General features: G+C 69.7%; 19 protein-coding genes. 6 read left to right on the top strand and 13 right to left on the bottom strand.

The window, feature by feature from the left end; genetic code table 11:
- Positions 1-50: 50 nt before the first annotated feature.
- From ACZ5WE_RS11570 to ACZ5WE_RS11560, 3 genes are read right to left on the bottom strand one after another with little or no spacing between them, the layout of a single operon-like run.
- Positions 51-983 carry a metal-dependent hydrolase gene (locus tag ACZ5WE_RS11570; RefSeq protein WP_467685478.1) on the bottom strand — a complete coding sequence of 311 codons (933 nt, stop codon included), beginning with the start codon at positions 981-983 and terminating at the stop codon, positions 51-53.
- Entirely contained in the window at positions 980-2,761 is a 1,782-nt protein-coding gene (locus tag ACZ5WE_RS11565; protein WP_467685476.1) for an SDR family oxidoreductase, read from the bottom strand. The genes ACZ5WE_RS11570 and ACZ5WE_RS11565 overlap by 4 nt, the downstream gene beginning before the upstream one ends.
- Positions 2,758-3,609: a M24 family metallopeptidase gene (locus tag ACZ5WE_RS11560; RefSeq protein ID WP_453396686.1), complete on the bottom strand. Its 852-nt coding sequence runs from the start codon at positions 3,607-3,609 to the stop codon at positions 2,758-2,760. Before ACZ5WE_RS11560 ends, ACZ5WE_RS11565 begins: the two co-directional genes overlap by 4 nt.
- A gap of 274 nt (positions 3,610-3,883) precedes the next feature.
- Here ACZ5WE_RS11560 and ACZ5WE_RS11555 point away from each other — a divergent pair, with 274 nt between their 5' ends.
- The 4 genes from ACZ5WE_RS11555 to ACZ5WE_RS11540 are packed head-to-tail and all read left to right on the top strand — an operon-like array spanning position 3,884 to position 7,419.
- On the top strand, positions 3,884-4,885 hold the full coding sequence (locus tag ACZ5WE_RS11555; RefSeq protein ID WP_467686228.1) for an ABC transporter ATP-binding protein: 1,002 nt from the start codon (positions 3,884-3,886) through the stop codon (positions 4,883-4,885).
- Entirely contained in the window at positions 4,875-5,780 is a 906-nt protein-coding gene (locus ACZ5WE_RS11550) for an ABC transporter permease (protein WP_467685474.1), read from the top strand. The genes ACZ5WE_RS11555 and ACZ5WE_RS11550 overlap by 11 nt, the downstream gene beginning before the upstream one ends.
- Positions 5,777-6,688: an ABC transporter ATP-binding protein gene (locus ACZ5WE_RS11545; RefSeq protein ID WP_467685472.1), complete on the top strand. Its 912-nt coding sequence runs from the start codon at positions 5,777-5,779 to the stop codon at positions 6,686-6,688. Before ACZ5WE_RS11550 ends, ACZ5WE_RS11545 begins: the two co-directional genes overlap by 4 nt.
- Positions 6,689-6,699: 11 nt before the next feature.
- On the top strand, positions 6,700-7,419 hold the full coding sequence (locus tag ACZ5WE_RS11540) for an ABC transporter permease (RefSeq protein ID WP_467685470.1): 720 nt from the start codon (positions 6,700-6,702) through the stop codon (positions 7,417-7,419).
- 335 nt (positions 7,420-7,754) lie between these two features.
- Here the strand turns inward: ACZ5WE_RS11540 and ACZ5WE_RS11535 are convergent, their stop codons facing one another.
- From ACZ5WE_RS11535 to ACZ5WE_RS11495, 9 genes are all read right to left on the bottom strand, one after another.
- Positions 7,755-8,579 carry an HAD family hydrolase gene (locus ACZ5WE_RS11535; RefSeq protein WP_467685468.1) on the bottom strand — a complete coding sequence of 275 codons (825 nt, stop codon included), beginning with the start codon at positions 8,577-8,579 and terminating at the stop codon, positions 7,755-7,757.
- Complete coding sequence (serS, locus tag ACZ5WE_RS11530) at positions 8,576-9,865, bottom strand: serine--tRNA ligase (protein WP_344525121.1); 1,290 nt, start codon at positions 9,863-9,865, stop codon at positions 8,576-8,578. The genes ACZ5WE_RS11535 and serS overlap by 4 nt, the downstream gene beginning before the upstream one ends.
- Positions 9,866-10,448: 583 nt before the next feature.
- Complete coding sequence (gene pheA / locus ACZ5WE_RS11525) at positions 10,449-11,384, bottom strand: prephenate dehydratase (RefSeq protein WP_467685466.1); 936 nt, start codon at positions 11,382-11,384, stop codon at positions 10,449-10,451.
- 244 nt (positions 11,385-11,628) lie between these two features.
- Positions 11,629-12,861 (bottom strand): iron uptake transporter deferrochelatase/peroxidase subunit, encoded by a 1,233-nt coding sequence (efeB, locus tag ACZ5WE_RS11520; RefSeq protein WP_467685464.1) that lies wholly within the window; start codon positions 12,859-12,861, stop codon positions 11,629-11,631.
- A gap of 11 nt (positions 12,862-12,872) precedes the next feature.
- A complete protein-coding gene (locus tag ACZ5WE_RS11515) occupies positions 12,873-14,852 on the bottom strand; it encodes a copper resistance CopC/CopD family protein (RefSeq protein WP_467685462.1) in 1,980 nt (659 codons plus the stop codon).
- Between the two features lie 14 nt (positions 14,853-14,866).
- Positions 14,867-15,355 carry a copper chaperone PCu(A)C gene (locus ACZ5WE_RS11510; protein ID WP_467685460.1) on the bottom strand — a complete coding sequence of 163 codons (489 nt, stop codon included), beginning with the start codon at positions 15,353-15,355 and terminating at the stop codon, positions 14,867-14,869.
- A complete protein-coding gene (locus tag ACZ5WE_RS11505) occupies positions 15,352-16,002 on the bottom strand; it encodes an SCO family protein (RefSeq protein ID WP_467685458.1) in 651 nt (216 codons plus the stop codon). Before ACZ5WE_RS11505 ends, ACZ5WE_RS11510 begins: the two co-directional genes overlap by 4 nt.
- 80 nt (positions 16,003-16,082) lie before the next feature.
- Complete coding sequence (locus ACZ5WE_RS11500; protein ID WP_467686226.1) at positions 16,083-16,814, bottom strand: YcnI family copper-binding membrane protein; 732 nt, start codon at positions 16,812-16,814, stop codon at positions 16,083-16,085.
- A gap of 207 nt (positions 16,815-17,021) precedes the next feature.
- On the bottom strand, positions 17,022-17,843 hold the full coding sequence (locus ACZ5WE_RS11495; protein ID WP_467685456.1) for a hypothetical protein: 822 nt from the start codon (positions 17,841-17,843) through the stop codon (positions 17,022-17,024).
- A 269-nt stretch (positions 17,844-18,112) separates the two neighbouring features.
- On the opposite strand from ACZ5WE_RS11495, the gene ACZ5WE_RS11490 reads away from it, so the two are divergent.
- Positions 18,113-18,559 (top strand): ATP-binding protein, encoded by a 447-nt coding sequence (locus ACZ5WE_RS11490; RefSeq protein WP_467685454.1) that lies wholly within the window; start codon positions 18,113-18,115, stop codon positions 18,557-18,559.
- Between the two features lie 32 nt (positions 18,560-18,591).
- On the opposite strand, the gene pdxR is transcribed toward ACZ5WE_RS11490, so the two are convergent.
- On the bottom strand, positions 18,592-20,067 hold the full coding sequence (gene pdxR / locus ACZ5WE_RS11485) for a MocR-like pyridoxine biosynthesis transcription factor PdxR (protein WP_467685452.1): 1,476 nt from the start codon (positions 20,065-20,067) through the stop codon (positions 18,592-18,594).
- Between the two features lie 41 nt (positions 20,068-20,108).
- Between pdxR and ACZ5WE_RS11480 the strand changes: the two genes are divergently transcribed.
- The gene (locus tag ACZ5WE_RS11480; protein WP_467685450.1) at positions 20,109-20,651 is read left to right on the top strand and encodes a carboxymuconolactone decarboxylase family protein; all 543 of its coding nucleotides are present in this window, start codon (positions 20,109-20,111) and stop codon (positions 20,649-20,651) included.
- Positions 20,652-20,695 lie beyond the last annotated feature (44 nt).

Below are 20,695 nucleotides of genomic sequence, written 5' to 3'. Positions count from 1 at the left end.
TCCGGTGTCCGACTGCTCGTCCACGCTCCCCGCCTCCGTAAACCCTCGTGCTAGGCGATGGCCGCTCGGCCGACCGCAGCGGCCGCGGCCCGGGCCGCGGGTGACTCCGCCAGATATCCGACGGCCTTGCGCAGCGAGCCTTCCTGCGAGGGATGGTACGACCGCCGCAGGTAGCGGGGTATGGCCGCACCGAGCTCCCGCCATGGGGGCAGCAGGCCCTTCCGGACGGCCTTGTTGTGCTCGACCAGTGAGTAGCGAAGGAGGCCCGCGAGCTGGGGGTCGCGGCGCATCAGATAGGCGGTGCCCCAGACCCACAGGTACAGCATCACGGGCGCCGTGACCGTCATGCCCGCGATGCGGCGCGCATAGCGTGGCAGGCCGTCACCGCCGCAGTGCTGATACATGTCGAAGGCGACCGAGCGGTGCTCGACCTCCTCCGCACCGTGCCAGCGCAGCAGGTCGAGCATGACCTCGTCGGCGTCCGCGTGGTCAAGCCCCTCGGCGTGCAGCACCCAGTTCCCCAGAACCGCCGTGAACTGCTCGATCGCCGCGACGACCGCGAGACGGAAGCGCAGCCACTCCTGCGTCGGTATCGGAGCGCCCAACGGGGGCTTCTCGCCGAGGAGTTTCTCGAAGAGGAAGTCGACGTACTTGGTGAACGCGGCGGTGTCGAGCCGCTGCGCGGCCAGGTGATCGAGCACGTGCGCGTGCTGCACGCTGTGTGTGGCCTCCTGGCCCATGAACCCCTTGACGTCCCCCAGCAGCACCGGATCGGTGACCAGGGGCAGGCCCTCCTTGAAGACCTTCACGAACCACCGCTCCCCCGCGGGGAGAAGCAGATGCAGCACGTTGATCACGTGGGTGGCGGTGGGCTCGTCCGGTATCCAGTGCAGCGGGGTCCGCTCCCAGTCGAACGAGACCCGGCGCGGAACGATCGTGTAGTGCTCCTCGGTGTTCGTGTCGGTGCTCTTCTCCGTACTCACAGCGGCGGCTCCAATCGGGCTATCGCACGCAGGGCCCTGGGAGTGAAGCGGGACATGAGGTGGGCGCCTCGGGCCTCCGGGGTGACCGGGACCACCGCCTGGTTCCTGACGATCGCGCGCAGGATCGCGTCGGCGACCTTCTCCGGCGGGTAGTTCCGCAGGCCGTACAGGCGGGAGGCCTTCTTCTGGCGGCGCTTCTCCTCTTCGGCGTCGACTCCGGCGAAGTGGCTGGTCGCGGTGATGTTCGTGTTCACGAGACCCGGGCATATCGCGGAGACCCCGATGCCCTGGCCCGCAAGCTCCGCGCGCAGGCACTCGCTGAGCATCAGGACCGCCGCCTTGGAGGTGCTGTAGGCGGGCAGGGCCTTGGAGGGCTGATACGCCGCCGCGGACGCGGTGTTGACGATGTGGCCGCCCTGGCCGCGCTCGGCCATCTGCTTGCCGAAGAGCCGGCAGCCGTGGATCACGCCCCACAGATTGACGTCGAGGACCTTCTTCCAGTCCTCGGAGGTCGTGTCGAGGAACGATCCGGAGAGGCCGATGCCCGCGTTGTTCACCAGGACGTCGACAACGCCGTACTCCCTGGAGACCTTCTCGGCGAGTTTCTCCATGGCCTGCTCGTCGGTGACGTCGACCGTCTCCCCCCACGCCTCGGGGGCGCCGATCAGACGGGACATCTCCGCCGTGCGCGCCGCGGTCTCCGCGTCCCGGTCGACGGCCACGACGCGTGCGCCCGCCTCGGCGAACGCGAAGGCGGTGGCCCGGCCGATGCCGCTGCCCGCGCCCGTGACCAGGACCAGCTGACCGCCGAAGCGTTCCGCGTGCTTCCCCGTGGCCACACTGTCGTTGGCAGGCACGCCGTCCTCGTTCGTGGTGACGAAGTCCGTGATCCACGCGGCGAGTTGGTCCGGCCGGGTGCGGGGCACCCAGTGCTTGGCCGGAATGCTGCGGCGCACCAACTCAGGAGCCCAGAGCTCCAGTTCGTCGTAGAGCCGCTCGGACAGGAAGAGGTCACCGGACGGCGTGATGAGCTGCACGGGGGCGTGAGCGTAGGCGTCGGCGCGGGGCCTGCGCAGACGCGCGCGGACGTTGTCGCGGTAGAGCCATGCTCCGTGCGCGGCGTCCGAGGGCAGCGACGACGTCGGATAGCCGCCTGCCGGCACCTTCTCCATGCGCTCGAGAATCCTCGGCCACCGCTTGCCGAGCGGACCGCGCCAGGCGAGCTCGGGGAGCACCGGCGTGTGCAGCATGTACACGTACCAGGACTTGGCGCCCTGGCCGAGGAGCTGGCCGACCTTGCGGGGGGTGGGCCGGGTCATCCGCTTCTTGATCCAGTGCCCGAAGTGGTCGAGCGAGGGGCCCGACATGGAGGTGAAGGACGCGATGCGTCCCTCGGTGCGCTTGACCGTGACGAACTCCCAGGCCTGCACCGAACCCCAGTCGTGGCCGACCAGATGCACCGGCTTGTCCGGGCTCACCGCATCGGCGACGGCCACGAAGTCATCGGTCAGCTTCTCCAGCGTGAAGCCGCCGCGCAGGGGCCGCGGAGCCGTCGACCTGCCGTGGCCCCGCACGTCGTAGAGCACGACATGGAAGCGGTCGGCGAGCCGCTCGGCGACCTGGGACCAGACCTCCTTGGAGTCCGGATAGCCGTGCACGAGCAGCACCGTGGGCTGCGTCGGGTCGCCCAGCTCGGCGACGCACAGCTCCACCCCGCCCGTCCGCACCCAGCGCTCGCGGGCGTCCTTGATCCCCGTGGTGATTCCTCCCGTGGTCATGCGGCGGCCCTCTCCTCAGCCCAGCGCCGCACATGCGGCAGATCGTCGTCCAGCCAGAACGCGCTCTGCTCGGGGTCCTTGGAGTCGGTGACGACCAGGATCTCCTCGAACTTCGCGCCCGTACCCCTGAAACCGAGGTGCGGTTCGACCGCCCAGAGCCCCTTCCGAGGCGGGTGGTCGGAGAATTTGTACGGTGACCAGAGCGGCGACCAGCCGTCCCGGTGGCCATGGATGGCGTCGCTGGCAAGACCCTTCAAGGACTGCGTGCCGAAGCCGAAGACGTTCGGCGAAAGCCGGCGCTCCTTGACCCGGTCGACCTTGTGCGCGATGACGCCGAAGGGGTACGCACGATGGCGGTTGGCATAGCCCTGGCGGACCATGAGCCGGTCCACGTCCTCATAGATCTCGCGCAACGGGCGGCGCTCACGCACCTCGCGCAGGAGCAGCTCGCGGTGCGCCTCCAGGTCGGCGAGCAGCTTGTCGTGCACGGGATTGAGGCCGAGGCAGCCCGAGTAACCGATGTCCGCCGTGTATCCCTTGTAGACCGGGGCCATATCGAGGATGAAGGGCATCCCCGGCTCGAGCCGGCGGTTGGTGGGGAAGAACTGCAGCGGTATCCGGAAGTTCACGAACGCCGTGCGGTCCCCGAACCAGGCGAAGGGCAGGTGGAACCAGTCCCGCACACCCCGCTCGCGCAGCCACTCACGCTGCATCCGAGCCGCCTCGCGCTCGGTCACGCCCGGCTTGAGCTGCGCCGCGACCGCCTCCGCGCATTCATACGCGAGGGTCTGCACTTCCCTGAACCCCCGCAGTTCCGCGGAGAGTTCACCTGCCACTGCTGAGGTCATGCCACCGTCCGTCCGTGTCCGTCATCGCATGACGCGTGTCCGGCCCATCGCAGTACGCGTCCGTAACTTGACACTGATGAATGTGACAATGCTCAGCGGCTACGTCAATAGCTGTGCACGAGCCGGACCCGACTCCGGGGGAACCTGCGGGGCATCCCCCAGGGGTCGACCTCAGGACGACCCTTACGGGCCCGTAATACCCGAGAGTGATGCGAGGACAGCACCCTGGTCTGACGCCCGGTGTGGTCTGCGCCACTACCTTCGAAACGTGACTGTGATCGCGACCGAAAGCCTGAGCAAGCGGTTCCCGAGGGTGACCGCGCTTGACCGGCTCTCCATGGATATCGGGCCCGGTGTAACCGGACTCGTCGGAGCCAACGGAGCCGGCAAGTCCACACTGATCAAGATCCTGCTGGGTCTGTCCCCCGCCACGGAGGGCACCGCCGCCGTGCTCGGCCTCGACGTCGCCACCAGTGGCGGCCAGATCCGTGAGCGCGTCGGCTATATGCCCGAGCACGACTGCCTGCCGCCCGACGTCTCGGCCACCGAGTTCGTCGTCCACATGGCGCGCATGTCGGGCCTGCCGCCCACGGCGGCCCGGGAGCGCACCGCGGACACCCTGCGGCACGTCGGCCTGTACGAGGAGCGCTACCGCCCCATCGGGGGCTACTCGACAGGCATGAAGCAGCGCGTGAAACTCGCGCAGGCCCTCGTCCACGACCCCGACCTGGTCTTCCTGGACGAGCCGACCAACGGCCTCGACCCCGTGGGTCGTGACGAGATGCTCGGCCTCATCCGCCGCGTCCACACGGACTTCGGCATCTCCGTCCTGGTCACCTCGCACCTGCTCGGCGAGCTGGAGCGCACCTGTGACCACGTCGTCATCATCGACGGCGGCAAGCTCCTGCGGTCCAGCTCCACCACCGACTTCACCCAGACCACCACGACGCTGGCCGTCGAGGTGACGGACACCGACGCACACCCCAACGGCACCAAGGTGTTCCGCGAGGCACTGCAGGACCGTGGGGTCGCCACCCACGAGGGAAGCGGGCTGCCCGGCGCGGGGCACACCGTGCTGCTCGAAGCGGTCGGCGACGAGACGTACGACCTGGTCCGCGATCTCGTCGCGGACCTCGGCCTCGGCCTGGTCCGGATGGAACAGCGCAGGCACCACATCGCCGAGGTCTTCCAGACCGAACAGACCGAACAGACCGAACCGTCCGAGAAAGACAAGCTGACGGAAGCGCGGAAGGAGGCGGTCCGCCATGGCGGTTGAGCAGCCCCCGGCACACGCCGGAGAACAGACCCAGATCCACAACATCGGCTATCGCAACTACGACGGCCCGCGCCTGGGCCGCGCCTACGCCACCCGCTCACTCTTCTCACAGAGCCTGCGCGGGGCGTACGGACTCGGCCGCTCGGCCAAGTCCAAGGTCCTGCCCATGATCCTCTTCGCGGTGATGTGTGTCCCCGCCGCGATCATGGTGGCGGTCGCCGTGACCACCAAGGCGAACGACCTCCCCCTCGACTACACCCGCTACGCGATCGTGCTGCAGGCCGTCATCAGTCTCTATCTCGCCGCCCAGGCCCCCCAGACAGTCTCGCGCGACCTGCGCTTCAAGACCGTCCCTCTCTATTTCTCCCGCCCCATCGAGCGCAGTGACTACGTACGCGCCAAGTTCGCGGCGATGGCCTCGGCCCTCTTCGTCCTCACGGCCGCACCGCTGCTGGTCCTCTACGTAGGGGCGCTGCTCGCCAAGCTCGACTTCGCGGACCAGACCAAGGGCTTCGCCCAGGGGCTCGTCTCCGTGGCGCTGCTCTCGCTCCTCTTCGCCGGCATCGCCCTTGTCGTCTCGGCGGTCACGCCCCGCCGCGGCTTCGGGATCGCGGCCGTCATCGCCGTGCTGACCATCAGCTACGGAGCGGTGTCCACGGTCCAGGCCATCGCCTACGAACAGGGCAGCACCGACGCCATCGCCTGGCTCGGCCTCTTCTCGCCGATCACGCTCATCGACGGTGTGCAGACCGCCTTCCTCGGCGCGACCTCCGCCTTCCCCGGAGGGGAAGGTCCCTCGTCCGGCACGGGCGTGGTCTATGTGATCGTCGTCCTCGCCCTCATCGCGGGCTGCTACGGCGCCCTGATGCGCCGCTACCGAAAGGTCGGGCTGTGAGCACGATCAACATCGACCACACCTCACGCTGGTTCGGCAACGTGGTGGCGGTCAACGACATCACGATGAACGTAGGGCCCGGCGTCACCGGCCTCCTCGGCCCGAACGGCGCGGGGAAGTCCACCCTCATCAACATGATGGGCGGCTTCCTCGCCCCCTCCACCGGCAGCGTCACCCTGGACGCCAAGCTGATCTGGCGCAACGAACAGATCTACAAGGACATCGGCATCGTGCCCGAGCGCGAGGCGATGTACGACTTCCTCACCGGACGCGAATTCGTCGTCGCCAACGCCGAGTTGCACGGCCTGGACAAGCGGGCGGCGCACAAGGCCCTCGCCACGGTCGAGATGGAGTACGCGCAGGACCGCAAGATCTCGACGTACAGCAAGGGCATGCGCCAGCGCGTGAAGATGGCGTCCGCCCTCGTCCACGAACCGTCCGTTCTCCTGCTCGACGAGCCGTTCAACGGCATGGACCCCCGCCAGCGCATGCAGCTGATGGACCTGCTGCGGCGCATGGGAGACGAGGGCCGCACGGTCCTGTTCTCCTCGCATATCCTCGAAGAGGTCGAGCAACTGGCCTCGCACATCGAGGTGATCGTGGCCGGAAGGCACGCGGCGAGCGGCGACTTCCGCAAGATCCGCCGCCTGATGACCGACCGCCCGCACCGCTATCTCGTGCGTTCCAGCGACGACCGCGCCCTGGCCGCCGCCCTGATCGCAGACCCGTCGACGGCAGGAATCGAAGTCGACCTCAAGGAAGGCGCCCTGCGCATCCAAGCCATCGACTTCGGGCGCTTCACCGCCCTGTTGCCACGCATCGCCCGCGATCACGACATTCGGCTTCTCACGGTCTCGCCCTCGGACGAGTCCCTCGAGTCGGTCTTCTCCTATCTCGTCGCGGCCTGAAGGGAGCCATCGTGTACGACCCCACTGTCGCCCGGCTCACCTACCGGGCCCTGCTCGGCCGTCGCCGGGCGCTGATCCTCTTCGCCCTACCCGTCCTGCTGATCGTCATCTCCGCCGCGGTCCGCGGATTCAGCGGCGCCGACGACCAGGTCGCCTCCGACCTCCTCGGCGGCTTCGCGCTCGCCACGATGGTGCCGATCATCGGCGTCATCGCCGGCACCGGAGCCATCGGCCCGGAGATCGACGACGGCTCCGTCGTCTATCTCCTCTCCAAGCCGGTCAAGCGGCCCACGATCATCATCACCAAGCTCACCGTCGCCATCGCCGTGACCATGGCCTTCTCCGCGATCCCGACCTTCATCGCGGGCATGATCCTGAACGGCAACGGCCAGCAGATCGCCGTGGCGTACACGATCGCCGCGCTGGTCGCCTCCATCGCGTACGCCGCGCTCTTCCTGCTGCTCGGCACCATCACCCGGCACGCGGTGGTCTTCGGACTCGTCTACGCCCTCGTGTGGGAGGCCCTCTTCGGCTCGCTGGTCTCCGGGGCGCGCACGCTCAGCGTCCAGCAGTGGTCGCTCGCCGTCGCCCAGAAGACCGCGGGCGGCGACCTGGTCACCTCGGACGTCGGACTGCCGGTCGCCACGGTGCTTCTTGTCGCCGTCACCGTCCTCGCCACCTGGTATGCCGGGCAGAAGCTGCGGACGCTGACGCTGGCCGGCGAGGAGTGATTAATTCAGTGGCGGCCAAGTCGGGGCGCGGGCACAGTAGTTATGTCACCGCGCCACGACCCTGGCGCCCGCTTACTGGGAGAGGAGCCGACGTGTCCATCAGTAGTCCGTCGAGTTCCCAGCAGGGCAGCCCGCGGCAGGCTTCGGAGTAGGTACTCACTCCGTAGAGCCCCGCCCGCGGGGGAGTTGCCCGGGGCGGCCGCTTCGAGCGCGCACTTCGCTGCGCGGGCCGCTCACCCGTTGCACTGGGCCGGGGCCGAATCCTTCGGTGCCCGGCATCAGTGCGTTGGCCAGGGGAGACCCCAACCGCCCTGCGGAAGGCCTGCCTACAACGGTCAGCCGAGAAGCCTTTCCAACACCACCGCGATGCCGTCGTCCTCGTTCGACGTCGTCACCTCGTCGGCCACCGACTTGAGTTCCTCGTGGGCGTTGGCCATCGCCACGCCGTGTGCCGCCCAGCCGAACATCGGGATGTCGTTGGGCATGTCGCCGAAGGCGATCGTGTCCGCGGCCTTCGCGCCCAGGCGGCGGGCCGCGAGGGACAGCCCCGTCGCCTTGGAGAGGCCGAGGGGGAGCAGCTCGACGATGCCTTCGCCGGCCATCGTCACGCCGACCAGGCCGCCGGCCACCTCACGCGCCACCGCGGCCAGCGCGTCGTCGCTCAGGCCCGGGTGCTGGACGTACACCTTGTTCAGCGGAGCCGCCCACAGCTCGGCGACATCCGTGAACGGGACGGCGGGCAGCGGGCCGTCCTGCACCACGTACCCAGGGCCGACGATGACCTCGCCGTCCAGGCCGTCACGGCTCGCGGCCAGCGCCAGCGGGCCGATCTCCGCCTCTATCTTGGCGAGGGCGATGCCGGCCAGCTGCCGGTCGAGCGTGACCGACGTGAGCAGCCGGTGCTCGCCCGCGTGGTAGACCTGCGCGCCCTGCCCGCACACCGCAAGGCCGTCATAGCCCAGATCGTCGAGGATGTGCCGGGTCCAGGGCACGGCACGGCCGGTGACGATGATGTGCGCGGCGCCCGCCGCGGTGGCCGCGGTGAGCGCGTCGCGCGTACGCGCCGAGACCGTGTCGTCGGAGCGCAGCAGCGTTCCGTCGAGGTCGGTGGCGACGAGCTTGTACGGGAAGGACGGCGTTGCGGGAGCAGGGTGGCTCACTTGTTGATGGGCTCCAAGATCTCTCGTCCCCCCAGGTACGGACGCAGCACCTCGGGCACCCACACGGAGCCGTCGGCCTGCTGGTGGTTCTCCAGGAGGGCGACGATCGTGCGCGGGACGGCGCAGAGCGTGCCGTTCAGCGTCGCGAGCGGCTGCGTCACCTTCTTGCCGTCGCTCTCGTCGCGCATCCGGATCGACAGGCGGCGCGACTGGAAGGTGTCGCAGTTCGAAGCGGAGGTCAGCTCGCGGTACTTGCCCTGCGTCGGGATCCACGCCTCGCAGTCGAACTTCCGCGACGCCGAGGAGCCCAGGTCACCCGTCGCCACGTCGATCACCTGGAAGGGCAGGCCGAGGCCGGTCAGCCACTGCTTCTCCCACTCCAGGAGCCGTTTGTGCTCGTTCTCGGCGTCCGCCGGGTCGACGTACGAGAACATCTCGACCTTGTCGAACTGGTGCACGCGGAAGATGCCGCGGGTGTCCTTGCCGTACGTGCCTGCCTCGCGGCGGAAGCAGGGCGAGAAGCCCGCGTACCGCAGGGGCAGCTTGTCGGCGTCGATGATCTCGTCCATGTGGTAACCGGCGAGCGCGACCTCGGAGGTGCCGACCAGGTAGTAGTCGTCCTTCTCCAGGTGGTAGACGTTCTCGGCGGCCTGGCCGAGGAAGCCCGTGCCCTCCATGGCGCGCGGGCGCACCAGAGCGGGCGTCAGCATCGGGATGAAGCCGGCCTCCGTCGCCTGCGCGATCGCCGCGTTCACCAGGGCCAGTTCGAGCAGCGCGCCGACACCCGTGAGGTAGTAGAAGCGCGATCCCGAGACCTTCGCGCCGCGCTCGACGTCGATGGCGCCCAGCATCTCGCCGAGCTCCAGGTGGTCCTTGGGCTCGAAACCCTCGGCCGCGAAGTCACGCGGCGTGCCGATCGTGTCGAGGACGACGAAGTCCTCCTCGCCGCCGACCGGGACGTCAGGGTGCACGAGGTTGCCCAGCTGGCCAAGGAGGCGCTTGGTCTCCTCGTCGGCCTCGTCCTGCGCGGCGTTGGCCGCCTTGACCGCGGCGGAGAGCTCGCCGGCCTTCTTCAGGAGCTCGGCCTTCTCGTCACCCGAGGCCTTGGGGATGAGCTTGCCGAGCGCCTTCTGCTCGGAACGGAGCTCGTCGAAGCGGAGCCCGGACGACCTGCGCCGCTCGTCGGCGGAGAGCAGGGCGTCGACGAGCGCGACGTCCTCTCCACGGGCGCGCTGGGAGGCGCGAACACGGTCGGGGTCCTCACGGAGCAGGCGAAGGTCAATCACCCCACCAGGCTACCGTCGAGCGGTTCCGGCTCACGACTCGATATTCCACTCTGGAGCGTTATGCCCGATTTGCCGGAATGGGAATTCCTCGCTCCGGACTGTCGGCTGCCGGGTCAATGAAAAGGGCGCCATTCCCCGAAATGGGGCAGAGGGTGCCCTTCCGCTTGACTCGATCCCCTTGCGGGGAGCGGGACTTGGAGCCGGTTGTCCACAGGAATACCCCCTGCCGAAAAGTTATCCACAGGCTGTGCGAAAGATCTGTGGATGTCGGAAGGGATCGTCCCGAAAGCCGCATGCGTGACGAAGGATTCCCGTCCCAAACCGCCCTCACACCCACTTTCGAGTGGAAATGGTTCGCTCCAAAGAGTTGATCAATGGAAAAGGGTGGACGAGGGGTGACGTGCGCGACTGTGGACGGACTTGTGTGGTGTAGGCCGATTTGTCGACCATGTCGCGCTTCGTTGTCGACTTGTCCCCAGGTCGAGAACGGCCCCTGTGGATAACTTTGTGGACAACGTAAATCAGCAGGTAAGACCGCTCGGCCGACCCGGCGGCCTGCTGCTCGCCCGACCAGGCGCCCGGATCAGAACCGGCCGTCCTGGCACTGGGTCAGCCAGTCCGACGCCGCCAGGAACTCGCCATCGGTCGTCCCGGGCCGCGGCGGCCGGACGTCAGCGGGCGCCACTCCCGCCCGCGGGTACGACCCGAGAAAGCGCACCTGAGGGGAGATCCGCTTCAGGCCCATCAGGGCCTCGCCCACGCGGCGGTCCGTGATGTGGCCCTCGGCGTCCACGGAGAAGCAGTAGTTGCCGATGCGCTGACCGGTGGGCCGCGATTCGATCCGCATCAGGTTGACCCCGCGCACGGCGAACTCCTGGAGCAGTTCCAGCAGGGCGCCGGGGTGGTCGTCGCCGAGCCAGATGACCACCGAGGTCTTGTCCGCGCCGGTCGGCGCCGCGGGCCGGGCGGGGCGGCCGACCAGCACGAAGCGGGTCTCGGCGGTCGCCGCGTCGTGGATCTCGCTCACCAGCGGCTCGAGGCCGTACGTCGCCGCCGCGAACTCGCCCGCGAAGGCCGCGTCGAACCGGCCCTCCTGGACGAGGCGCGCACCGTCCGCGTTCGAGGCCGCCGATTCCCACAGGACGTCCGGCAGGTTCGCTGCGAGCCAGTTGCGGACCTGGGGCTGGGCCACCGGGTGGCCGGTCACCGTCTTGATGTCCGTGAGCTGCGTGCCGGGCCGCACGAGCAGCGCGAAGGCGATCGGCAGGACGACCTCGCGGTAGATCATCAGGGGCTCGCCCTTGGCGAGCTCGTCGACGGTGGTCGTGACGCCGCCCTCGACGGAGTTCTCGATCGGCACCAGCGCGGCCGCCGCGTCGCCGTTACGGACCGCGTCCAGCGCGGCCGGCACGGACACCATCGGGACGAGCTCCCTGGTGGCCGCTTCCGGGAGCGTGCGGAGGGCGGCCTCGGTGAAGGTGCCCTCGGGGCCGAGATAGGTGTAGCGCATCGCCGACATACCGTCACCCTAATGGCCTGTCCGCGACCCGGCTCACGCATCTCACGAAGCGGCGTCCGCCCCACGTGCGTACAAGGGGCGCCCGCCCCACGTGCGTACGAGCGGCGCCCGCCCCACGTGCGTACGAGCGGCGCCCGCCCCACATGCGTACGAGTGGCGCCCGCCCCACCCACGTACGAGCGGCGCCCGCCCCACCCACGTACGAGCGGCGCACCCCCACCTACGTACGAGACCGAGGCCAGGCCTACCCCTCCAGCAGCCTCTGCCCCACGTACTCGCCCTTCGCGGCCCCGCCCGGTACCGCGAAGAGTCCGCTCGCCTCGTGCCGGATGAACTCCGACAGTGCGTCCCCCCGGTCGAGCTTGCGCTGCACCGGCACGAAGCCGCGCAGCGGGTCCGCCTGCCAGCACACGAAGAGCAGTCCGGCGTCCGGCTCCCCGCCCTTGTCGAAGCCGTCGTGGTACGAGAACGGGCGGCGCAGCATCGCGGAGCCGCCGTTCTGGTCGGGCCGGGTGATGCGGGCATGGGCGTTGAGGGCGATGACGTACTCGCCGTCCGCGCCCGCCTTCTCCAGCTTCGGCTCGGTGGTCTCCGTGCCGCCGGTCAGTGGTGAGCCGTCCGCCTTGTGGCGGCCGATGACCGCCTCCTGGTCCTTGACGCCGAGCTTCTCCCAGTCGTCGAGAAGCATCCGGATGCGGCGTACGACGACATACGAACCGCCTGCCATCCACGACGGGTCCCCCGTGGCGGGCACGTAGATCCGTCGGTCGAAGTCCTCCTCCGACGGCTTCGGGTTGTTCGAGCCGTCGATCTGGCCCATCAGATTGCGGGTCGTCATGGGCTGCGCGGTCGCGCCGGGCGAGCGGTTGAAGCCGTTCATCTGCCAGCGCACCCGTGCCGCGTCGCCCGCCTCCTTCTGGAGCGCGCGCAGCGCGTGGAAGGCGACGAGCGGGTCGTTCGCGCCGATCTGCACCCACAGGTCGCCGTCGCTGCGTGCCTTGTCGAGGTGGTCGGAGGAGAAGTCCGGCAGCGGGTCGAGCGCCGACGGGCGCTGCTTCTCCAGGCCGGTGCGCCCGAAGAAGCTGTGGCCGAAGCCGAAGGTGACGGTCAGGGACGACGGGCCCGCGTCCCTGGCGACATCCGTGTCCTCGCCCGCCGGGGCCTCGCCCGCCATCAGCCGCTCTGCCGTCGCCGACCAGCGGCGCAGCAGGGCGGCCGCTCCCTTGCGGCTCGCGCCCGCCGCGAGGTCGAAGGCGACCAGATGGCCGCGGGACTGGACGGGCGTGGTGATGCCCGGCTGATGTTTCCCGTGAAACATGACCGTGTCCGCGCCAAGGGAAGCCAGCGAGGCCGCCTTCTCGGGAGTGTCCGAGGGCGCCGCGGCATATCCGGCCGCACCACCCGCCGCGCCGAGCGCGAGACCGGTGGCGCCTGCGGTGCCCAGCAGCCGCCGCCTCGAAATCCCGTTGTCCGCCATGGTGGTTCCGTTCAGCCGATCTGCACGTTCTTGTTCACGGTCACTTGGTCGATGTCGGACGTCCGCACGGTCACCGCGATCTTCCACTTGCCCGCCATCGGAATCTGGACCCCGTTCGAGCTCCAGTGTCCGGTGGCGATGTGGTCGGGGGCGACGGGCAGCGGGCCGAGGTCCTTCGACTTGAGGGTGAAGGAGACCTTCACCTCGGGGATGTCGAACGCGCTGCCGTTCGGACGCTTCACGAAGATGTGCATCTCGTTGCTGCCGGTGCGGCCCGGGTCCAGGTCGAGCTGCAGGGTGCCCTTGCCGTCGTCGGAACCCGTGTCGAAGGGGATCTTGAGGGTGAGCGGTCCTGACCGCTGTGCGGCGGCTGCCGTCTGCGAAGCCGCCGCTTCCTCCTCCGTGCGTCCGGGCTCGGTGGAGGTGAGGACCGTGGTGACGGCGAGCAGGACGACGGCGACGCCCGCCTCGGCGAGCACGGAGCGCCGCAGACCGGACCGGTTCGGGTCGGCGTCGCGGATCCGCTTCTCGCGGGCGGTGGTCATGGCGGCCTGCTGGCGGGCGATTTGGGCAGAGCGTTTGGAGTCGTCTCCCGTGCCACCGGCGGGTACCGTCACCGGCTTCTTCTCCACACGCTTGGCCGCCGCGTGCTTCTCCGCGTGCTTCTCCGCACGCTTCTCGACGACGGCAGCCGCCGCGGCCTCCGGAGCCATGTCACCCGCCTGGCCCGTGATCCGAGCCGTCCAGCGCCGGGAGATCCAGGCGATGCCGACGAGGACGGCCACCAGGCCGACCTTGATGAGGAGCAGCTGTCCGTACCACGTACCGGTGAGCGCCGACCATGAGCCGACCTGCCGCCACGTCTGGTAGAGCCCGGTCGCGGCCAGGGCGACGACGCTGCAGAACGCCACGCGCGAGAAGCGCCGCACCGCCCCGGCCTCCACCGACGGCGCGAAGTAGAGGGCGACGACGAGCGCCGCGAGCCCGCCGAGCCAGGCGGCTACGGCGAGCAGGTGCACGACGTCCACGGGCATCGCGAGCCCGGCCTGGATACCGGTCGACGCGTGCTCGGCCATGGCCCAGGTCGCGCCGAGACCGACGGCGACGACGCCTCCGCCGATCGCGAGCCCGAAGGTGAGGTCCTTGCGTTCCTTGGGGTCGGTTCGCTTTTCGTACGCACCGAAGAGCACCGCGATGAAGAGCGCGGCGGCGGCGAGCAGCAGCAGCCGTGAGACCAGCGCGGCTCCCGTCTTCGTCTGGAGCACGTCGCCGAGCTTGGCCATGTCGAAGGCGTCGGCGATCTTCCCGGACCCGGTGTAGGGCGCGCGGAACAGCAGCATCACGAGGGTGGACGCGGTGAGCGTGACCCAGCCGGACACCACGAGGCGCTGCACGGGGCGTACGCCGGCGCCACGCGGCCAGCAGCCGAGCACGAAGGCCGCCCCGCCGACGACGAGGATGAATCCGGCGTACGAGAGGTAGCGCGCGAAGCCGTAGAGCCCGCCGACGAATCCGCCGCCCACATCCTGGTCCGGCAGCGCGACCTTCGTGTCGGACGGCGCTCCCACGGAGAAGGTGTAGGCCCCGGAGATGGGGTGGCTGTCGGCGGAGACGACTTGGTAGGCGACGGTGAAGGTGCCGTCGGGCAGCCCCTTGTGGAGCTTCACGCCGTACGTGTTCGACCCGAGGTCACTGGTCTTGCCGGTGTCGACGCGCTTGCCGGCCGGATCGAGCACCCGTACGGAGCCGTCGGACATGGCGACCTTCTCGGAGAAGGTCAGCGACACGCTGGTGGGCGCCTGGTCGACCACCGCCCCCTGCTTGGGGTCGCTGCCCGTCAGCGCGGCATGGGCGGAGGCGGGGGCCGCCGTGGCCAGCAGAGCGCCGAGGAAGACGGCGACGACGAGCAGGAGCCGTCCGACGCCGGGGGTTATCCCGAAGCGGCCGGCGGCCCCGGAGCGAGCTCCACAGCGGGGAGCGATGGTCTGCATCAGCGATCAGTCCCTCAGTGCGACGCGTGCTTGCCGGGCTTGGGGTTGTACGTGGCGGCCTTCACCGGAACCTCAATGTCGACGGGGTCCGACTTCTCGAAGTGCAGCGTCACCGCGACCCTGTCGCCCTGCTTCGGCTTGTGCTTGAGCTCCTCGAACATGAGGTGGTTGCCGCCCCGTGCGAAGTCGAGCTCGCCGTTCGCGGGCACGTCGAACGACTTCTGCTCCTTCATGGCGTTGCCCTTGGTGCTGTGCAACGTCACCTTTCTGGCGAGGGAGCTGGTCACCGAGGTGAGCTTGTCGGCGCCGCCCTTGTTCGTGACGGTGAAGAACCCGGAGGCCATGGTGTCCATGGTCGGCTCGGGCATGAAGGCGCCCGCGACCTTGAGTTCGGGCTTGTCGGCGGCCTTGCCGGCTTTGTCCGCGGACGCCTCCGAGCAGCCCGCGAGGGTGAGCCCTGCGGTCAGGGCCAGGGCGCCGGCTACGAGAATGCGGTGGTTCACGGGGTCGCTCCCTTGACGATCTTGGGGAGGTCCTTGGTGTAGTCGTCCACGGTGGCGTCCTCGCCGTACAGGACGTACCCCTCGTCGTTCTTCGGCGAGAACGCGATGACCTGCGTGCCGTGCATCGAGACGACCTTGCCCTTCTCCTTCTTGGAGGGCTCGATGCTGATGCCGAGGGTGCGTGCGCTGCCCTGGATGGTGTCGAAGTCACCGGTCAGACCGATGAAGTCGGTGTCCTGGGCCTTGAGCCACTTGCCGAGGGCTTCGGGGGTGTCGCGCTCGGGGTCGGTGGTGACGAAGACGACCTGGAGCTTGTCCTGTTCGGCCTTGGGCAGCTGCTTCTTGGCGACGGCGATGTTGCTCATCGTCAGGGGGCAGACGTCCGGGCAGTTGGTGTAGCCGAAGTAGATGAGCGTCGGCTTGCCCTTGGTCCGCGCGCGCAGGTCGTACTTCTTGCCGTGCGTGTCCGTGAGGACGAGGTCCGGCTTCTCGAAAGGCTTGTCGAGGATGGTCGCGGCCTTGTCGCCGTTGGACTCCACGGAGACGTCCGCGACGGGCTTCTTGCCCTCGTCACCGCCGCCGCAGGCGGACAGCGTGAGGGCGGCCGCGGCCAGCATGGCGGCGGCGAGCAGCTTCTTCTTGCGCATACGAAAATGTCCCAGATGTGAGGGGGCCCGGGCGCACCGGGGGCGGGTGAAACGCCCGCCGGTGCGGCCCGAAGGGTGGCTCAGCTGTTGACGCGTCGACGTCCGGCGAGCACGCCGAACGCCACGCCCGCGGCGCCGACGACGATGCCGACGATGCCGAGGACGCGGGCGGTGGAGTCGCTGCTGTCGGAGGCGGCGGCGGACTCGCTCTTGTCGCCCGACTTCGCGTCTTCCTTGGCGTCGTCGTGCGAGGCGGCGGCGCCATGGCCGTCCTCGGACGCGGCGGTCAGCGCGAGGGCGGGCGCCGGGTGCTCCGGCTCCTCCTGGCCCTTCTGCTGCGGCTCGATCCAGCGGACGACTTCCTTGTTGTCGTACGTCTGGACGGCCTTGAAGACGAGCTCGTCGGCGTCCTCGGGCAGTGCGCCGACGGAGAGCGGGAACTTCTGGAAGGAGCCCGGCTGGACACCCTTGCCGTCAGCGGTCCAGGTGACCTTGGAGACGGCCTCGTCGATCTTCTCGCCGTGCATCTCGAGCGGCTTGTCGAGCTTCGTCTTGGTGACCTTGGCGGTCCAGCCGGGGACGGGCTGCGTCATGACCGAGGCGAGCGGGTGGTCCTCGGGGAAGGACACCTCGAGCTTGTTGGTCGCGGCGTCGTCCATCTCGTTCGGCACCTTGAAGTTGACCGTGGCGTAGCCGCCCTTGGCGGCCTCACCCTCGGCCGTGACGCTGACGTGCGCGAAGGCGGGGACGGAGAGCAGCAGGACGGCGGAGGCGGCGACGCCACCGACGACGGAGACGCGGGAGGCCTTCACGGTGGACAGCGCAGACCGAACGGACGCAGACAGAACAGACATGGCGGAACACTCCACTTTCAGCGGTGGTGATCAGCAGTGCCGAACAGGGTCGGCAGCGGTGATCAGGGGAGAGGGCGCGCGGCGACGAACCGAGCGGGCACGCGCGCGTGGACGCCGCCGGCCGTGAGGCACCTCTCCGTAGTGCTGCGGTAGGAGTGCGTCGCGTCAGGCAGCGAGTGCGAGTGCGGCGGCGGCCGGCGGACCGCGCCTGATCACCGAGTGCTGGAGCGCGGTGGTGTACGGCTTCGGCGGACCGAAGAACGCCGTACGGGGTGCGCGCATGCGCACGCCGGGCGCCCCGGGCAGTCCGGCGCGGAGGGCGCGTACGAGAGCGAGCGCGCCGCGCAGAGAACGGACGAGCGCCCCCTCGGCGACTCCATACGCCCCGTGCGCCGAGAGCCGCACAAGTCGGAGCAGCGCGATGTCACCGCGGCGCAGCAGCCATCCGGCGGCGACGGCGGCGAGAACGTGCCCCAGGAGCATCGGGAGCGACGGGAGCAGCGACATCGAGTCCATCGCCGTGTCCGCCGCCGTGGCCGGGGCGCTGTGGTGCACGGCGTGGCTCGTGGCCCCGCCGCCCGGCTCCACGCCGGCCGTGGTCAGGATCCGGTGGGCCTGGGCCGGGCTGAGGTTGGCGGCGCCGGCCCCGCACACCAGGCGCGCGGCCCGCTCCACCAGGGAGGGGGCGGCGGACGCCACCGATGTGCCGCCGTGCTGGCCGACTCCGAAGAGCGCATGCAGGCCCACCTGCCCGGCAGCGAGCGCGGCTGTGATGCCCGGCAGCGAGCGCTCGCGCCCGGCGAGCGGCGCCGCGACGGCGAAAACGGCGAGGAACCCGACGCCGAGCGTCCACAGCGGGACGGTGGCGCAGGAAGCGAGCACATGGCCCCCGGCGGACAGCACGACGCAGAGCACGGCGAACACCGCGGCTCTCAGCAGCCGGAGGTCGACTCCGGCGCGCGCTACGCGCTGGTGGGGGGCAGTCATGGCCGGAACATCATTGCACTGGGCTTACCCGCCGCATACGGCAGGTCCGCAAGCTCCCATGGATGCCGATGGGTGCCGTTCGATGCCCATCGGCACCGAATGGGTGCCTTTCGGGAGGCGTGAAAGTGGCTTGTGAGCGGCATGTCTACACCGTCCCGAGCCGTCCGCGCGTCCGCCGTATGGGCGGCATCACGTCAACTGCGCGCTTATACACGGGCGCTTGCGGCAATACGTATCGGTATGTCGAGCCGCGGCCAGGAGGCTGGAGCATGAGCATGTGGTGGTCACTCCATTTGCGGCGCGAAGCTGCGAGCGTCCCGCTGGCCCGCCGGTTGCTGATGGGCACGATGGAGACCGCGGGGGTGGATCCTGACGTCTCGTACGACCTGTCGGTGGCTCTCAGCGAGGCCTGTGCCAACGCGGTGGAACACGGCGGCGCGGCCGTGCCCCCCGAAGGGGCGGCCGGGGCCTATCGGGTGACGGCGTACCTGGACGGCGAGAAGTGCCGCATCGAAGTGGCCGATTCCGGCCCGGGATTCGTCCCTGCCGCGACACCCGCGTCCGACTCGGCCGAGCACGGACGCGGGCTGTATCTCATCCAGGAGCTCGCCGACCATGTGCATTTCGGGCAGCGCCCGGGTGGCAGGGGCGGCGCGGTGATCAGCTTCGACAAGATCCTCAAGTGGCGCGAGGACGCGCCGCTCGTGACGGCCTGAAGGTGCCCGTGACCGACTGGAGCCCCTGAGGTTCAGTCGGGCGGCAGCGCCCGGCACAGGGCCTCGAGCGCCGCTTTGTAGGCGTGCTCGGGCGGAGTGGAGTAGCCGACGACCAAGCCGTCGGGCGAGGGCATCGTGGCCTCCGGGTGGCGGAAAGCGGCGAGCCCCTCCACTGCGAGGCCCTGCCAGGCGGCCGCCTTGACCGCGGACTGCTCGGTGCCGGGCGGCAGCCGCAGGACGGCGTGCAGGCCCGCGGCGACTCCGGTCGGGCTGATGTGCGGAGCGTGCGTGGCGAGGGCGGCGACGAGCTGGTCACGGCGGTGTCGGTAGCGCTGACGCATACGGCGGATATGCCGGTCGTATTGGCCCGACTCGATCAGATCGGCCAGCGTGAGCTGGTCGATGACGCTCGCCCATGCTTCTCGTTCGCCCTTGGCCGCGAGCACCCCGTCGATGAGGTGTTCGGGCAGAACAAGCCACCCAAGGCGCACACCCGGAGAGAGGCTCTTGCTGACCGAGCCCATGTAGATGACGCGTTCGGAATCCAAACCCTGTACGGCGCCCACGGGCTCACGGTCGTAGCGGAACTCGCCGTCGTAGTCGTCCTCCAGGACGAGGCCGCCGTGGGCGCGCGCCCAGTCGATCACCGCCGCGCGCCGGGTCGGGTGCAGGGGGCCGCCGGTCGGGAACTGGTGTGCGGGCGTGAGCAGTACACCCCGGATTCGCTGACTTTCCGTCAACTCCTCGATGAGGGCGCCCTTTTCGTCGAGGCCGAGCGGGACAGTGCGTACGCCCGCGGTCGCGAGGATCGACCGATGGAACCCGAGGCCGTACGACTCCACGGCGATGGGGTACCCCCTGCTCGAGCGAAGCCGAGAGCTCGGGGAAGGCCCTCGCAGCGCCCCGCCTCCCCCGCTGCCGAACAGCAGCCGCAGGGCGTGGGCGAACCCGGAGCACACCACGATCCGCTCGGGGTCGGCGCGCACCCCGCGGGCACGCCCCAGGTAGCCGGCGAGCGCCCGGCGCAGCTCTATGCGTCCCTGCGGGCCCCCGGGCCCGAAGGCGTCGTTGGGCGCGGAGTTGAGGGCACGCCGGGCCGCGGCGAGCCAGGCGGTGCGCGGGAAGGAGGCCGCGTCCGGCTGGCCCTGGCGCAGGTCGTACGCGGGCGGGGCGGGCGTCGCGGGCCGGGTGGGCGCCCGCTTGGGGACGCGGGAGCGGGCGGGAGGAGCCGCCCGGTCTGCCACCCGGGTGCCGGACCCCTGCCGTGCGGTCAGCCAGCCCTCGGCGACCAGCTCGGCGTAGGCGTCGGCGACCGTGTTGCGGGCGATGCCCAGATCGGCGGCGAGCGAGCGGTAGGGCGGAAGCCGTGTTCCCGGAGCGAGCCGCCCCTCGCGCACGGCGTCACGCAGCGCACGAATGAGGACGGCTCGGCGGCCACCCGCCCCGGAGAGCTCCAGGTGCAGGTCACTCCCGATGCGCTCGGCCAGATTGACCCATGATTCCACCATGGGAATGCACCCTATCCGAGGTCTATTCCACCCGTAGATTCATGGTCATGACGAACAACGAGAACGCCACGCAGACCGCCGTGCAGAACACCACGACCGCCGCCCTGCCCCCCACGCAGACCCTCGCCCCCACTCCCCGCCTCAACTTCGCCAAGGCCGCCCCCAAGGCCTTCAAGGCCGTGATCGGACTCGACGCCGCCGCCCGCGACGGGCTGGACCCGGCCCTGGTCGAGCTGATCCAGATCCGTGCCTCGCTGCTCAACGGCTGCGCGTACTGCCTCCACATGCACACCTCCGACGCGCGCAAGGCGGGCGAGGACGAGGCGCGGCTCCACATGGTCGGCGTCTGGCGCGAGGCCAGGAACTTCTTCACGGAGAAGGAGCAGGCGGCCCTCGACCTGACCGAGGCCGTCACGCTCGTCGACCGGGGCGGAGTCCCCGACGACGTCTACGCCCGCGCGGCGGCGCACTTCGACGAGACGGAACTGGGCCACGTCCTGGCCTTGATCTTCACCATCAACACCTGGAACCGCATAGCCCTGAGCACCGCCAAGGTGGCGGGCGAGGACGAGCGCCAGGCATGAGCCTCAGGTCTTACGAGTGGCAGGCCCCGGGAACGCGAAACCGG

The organism is Streptomyces sp. NPDC033180, from assembly GCF_055577645.1.
This window is presented reverse-complemented; position numbering and strand designations above follow the sequence as displayed.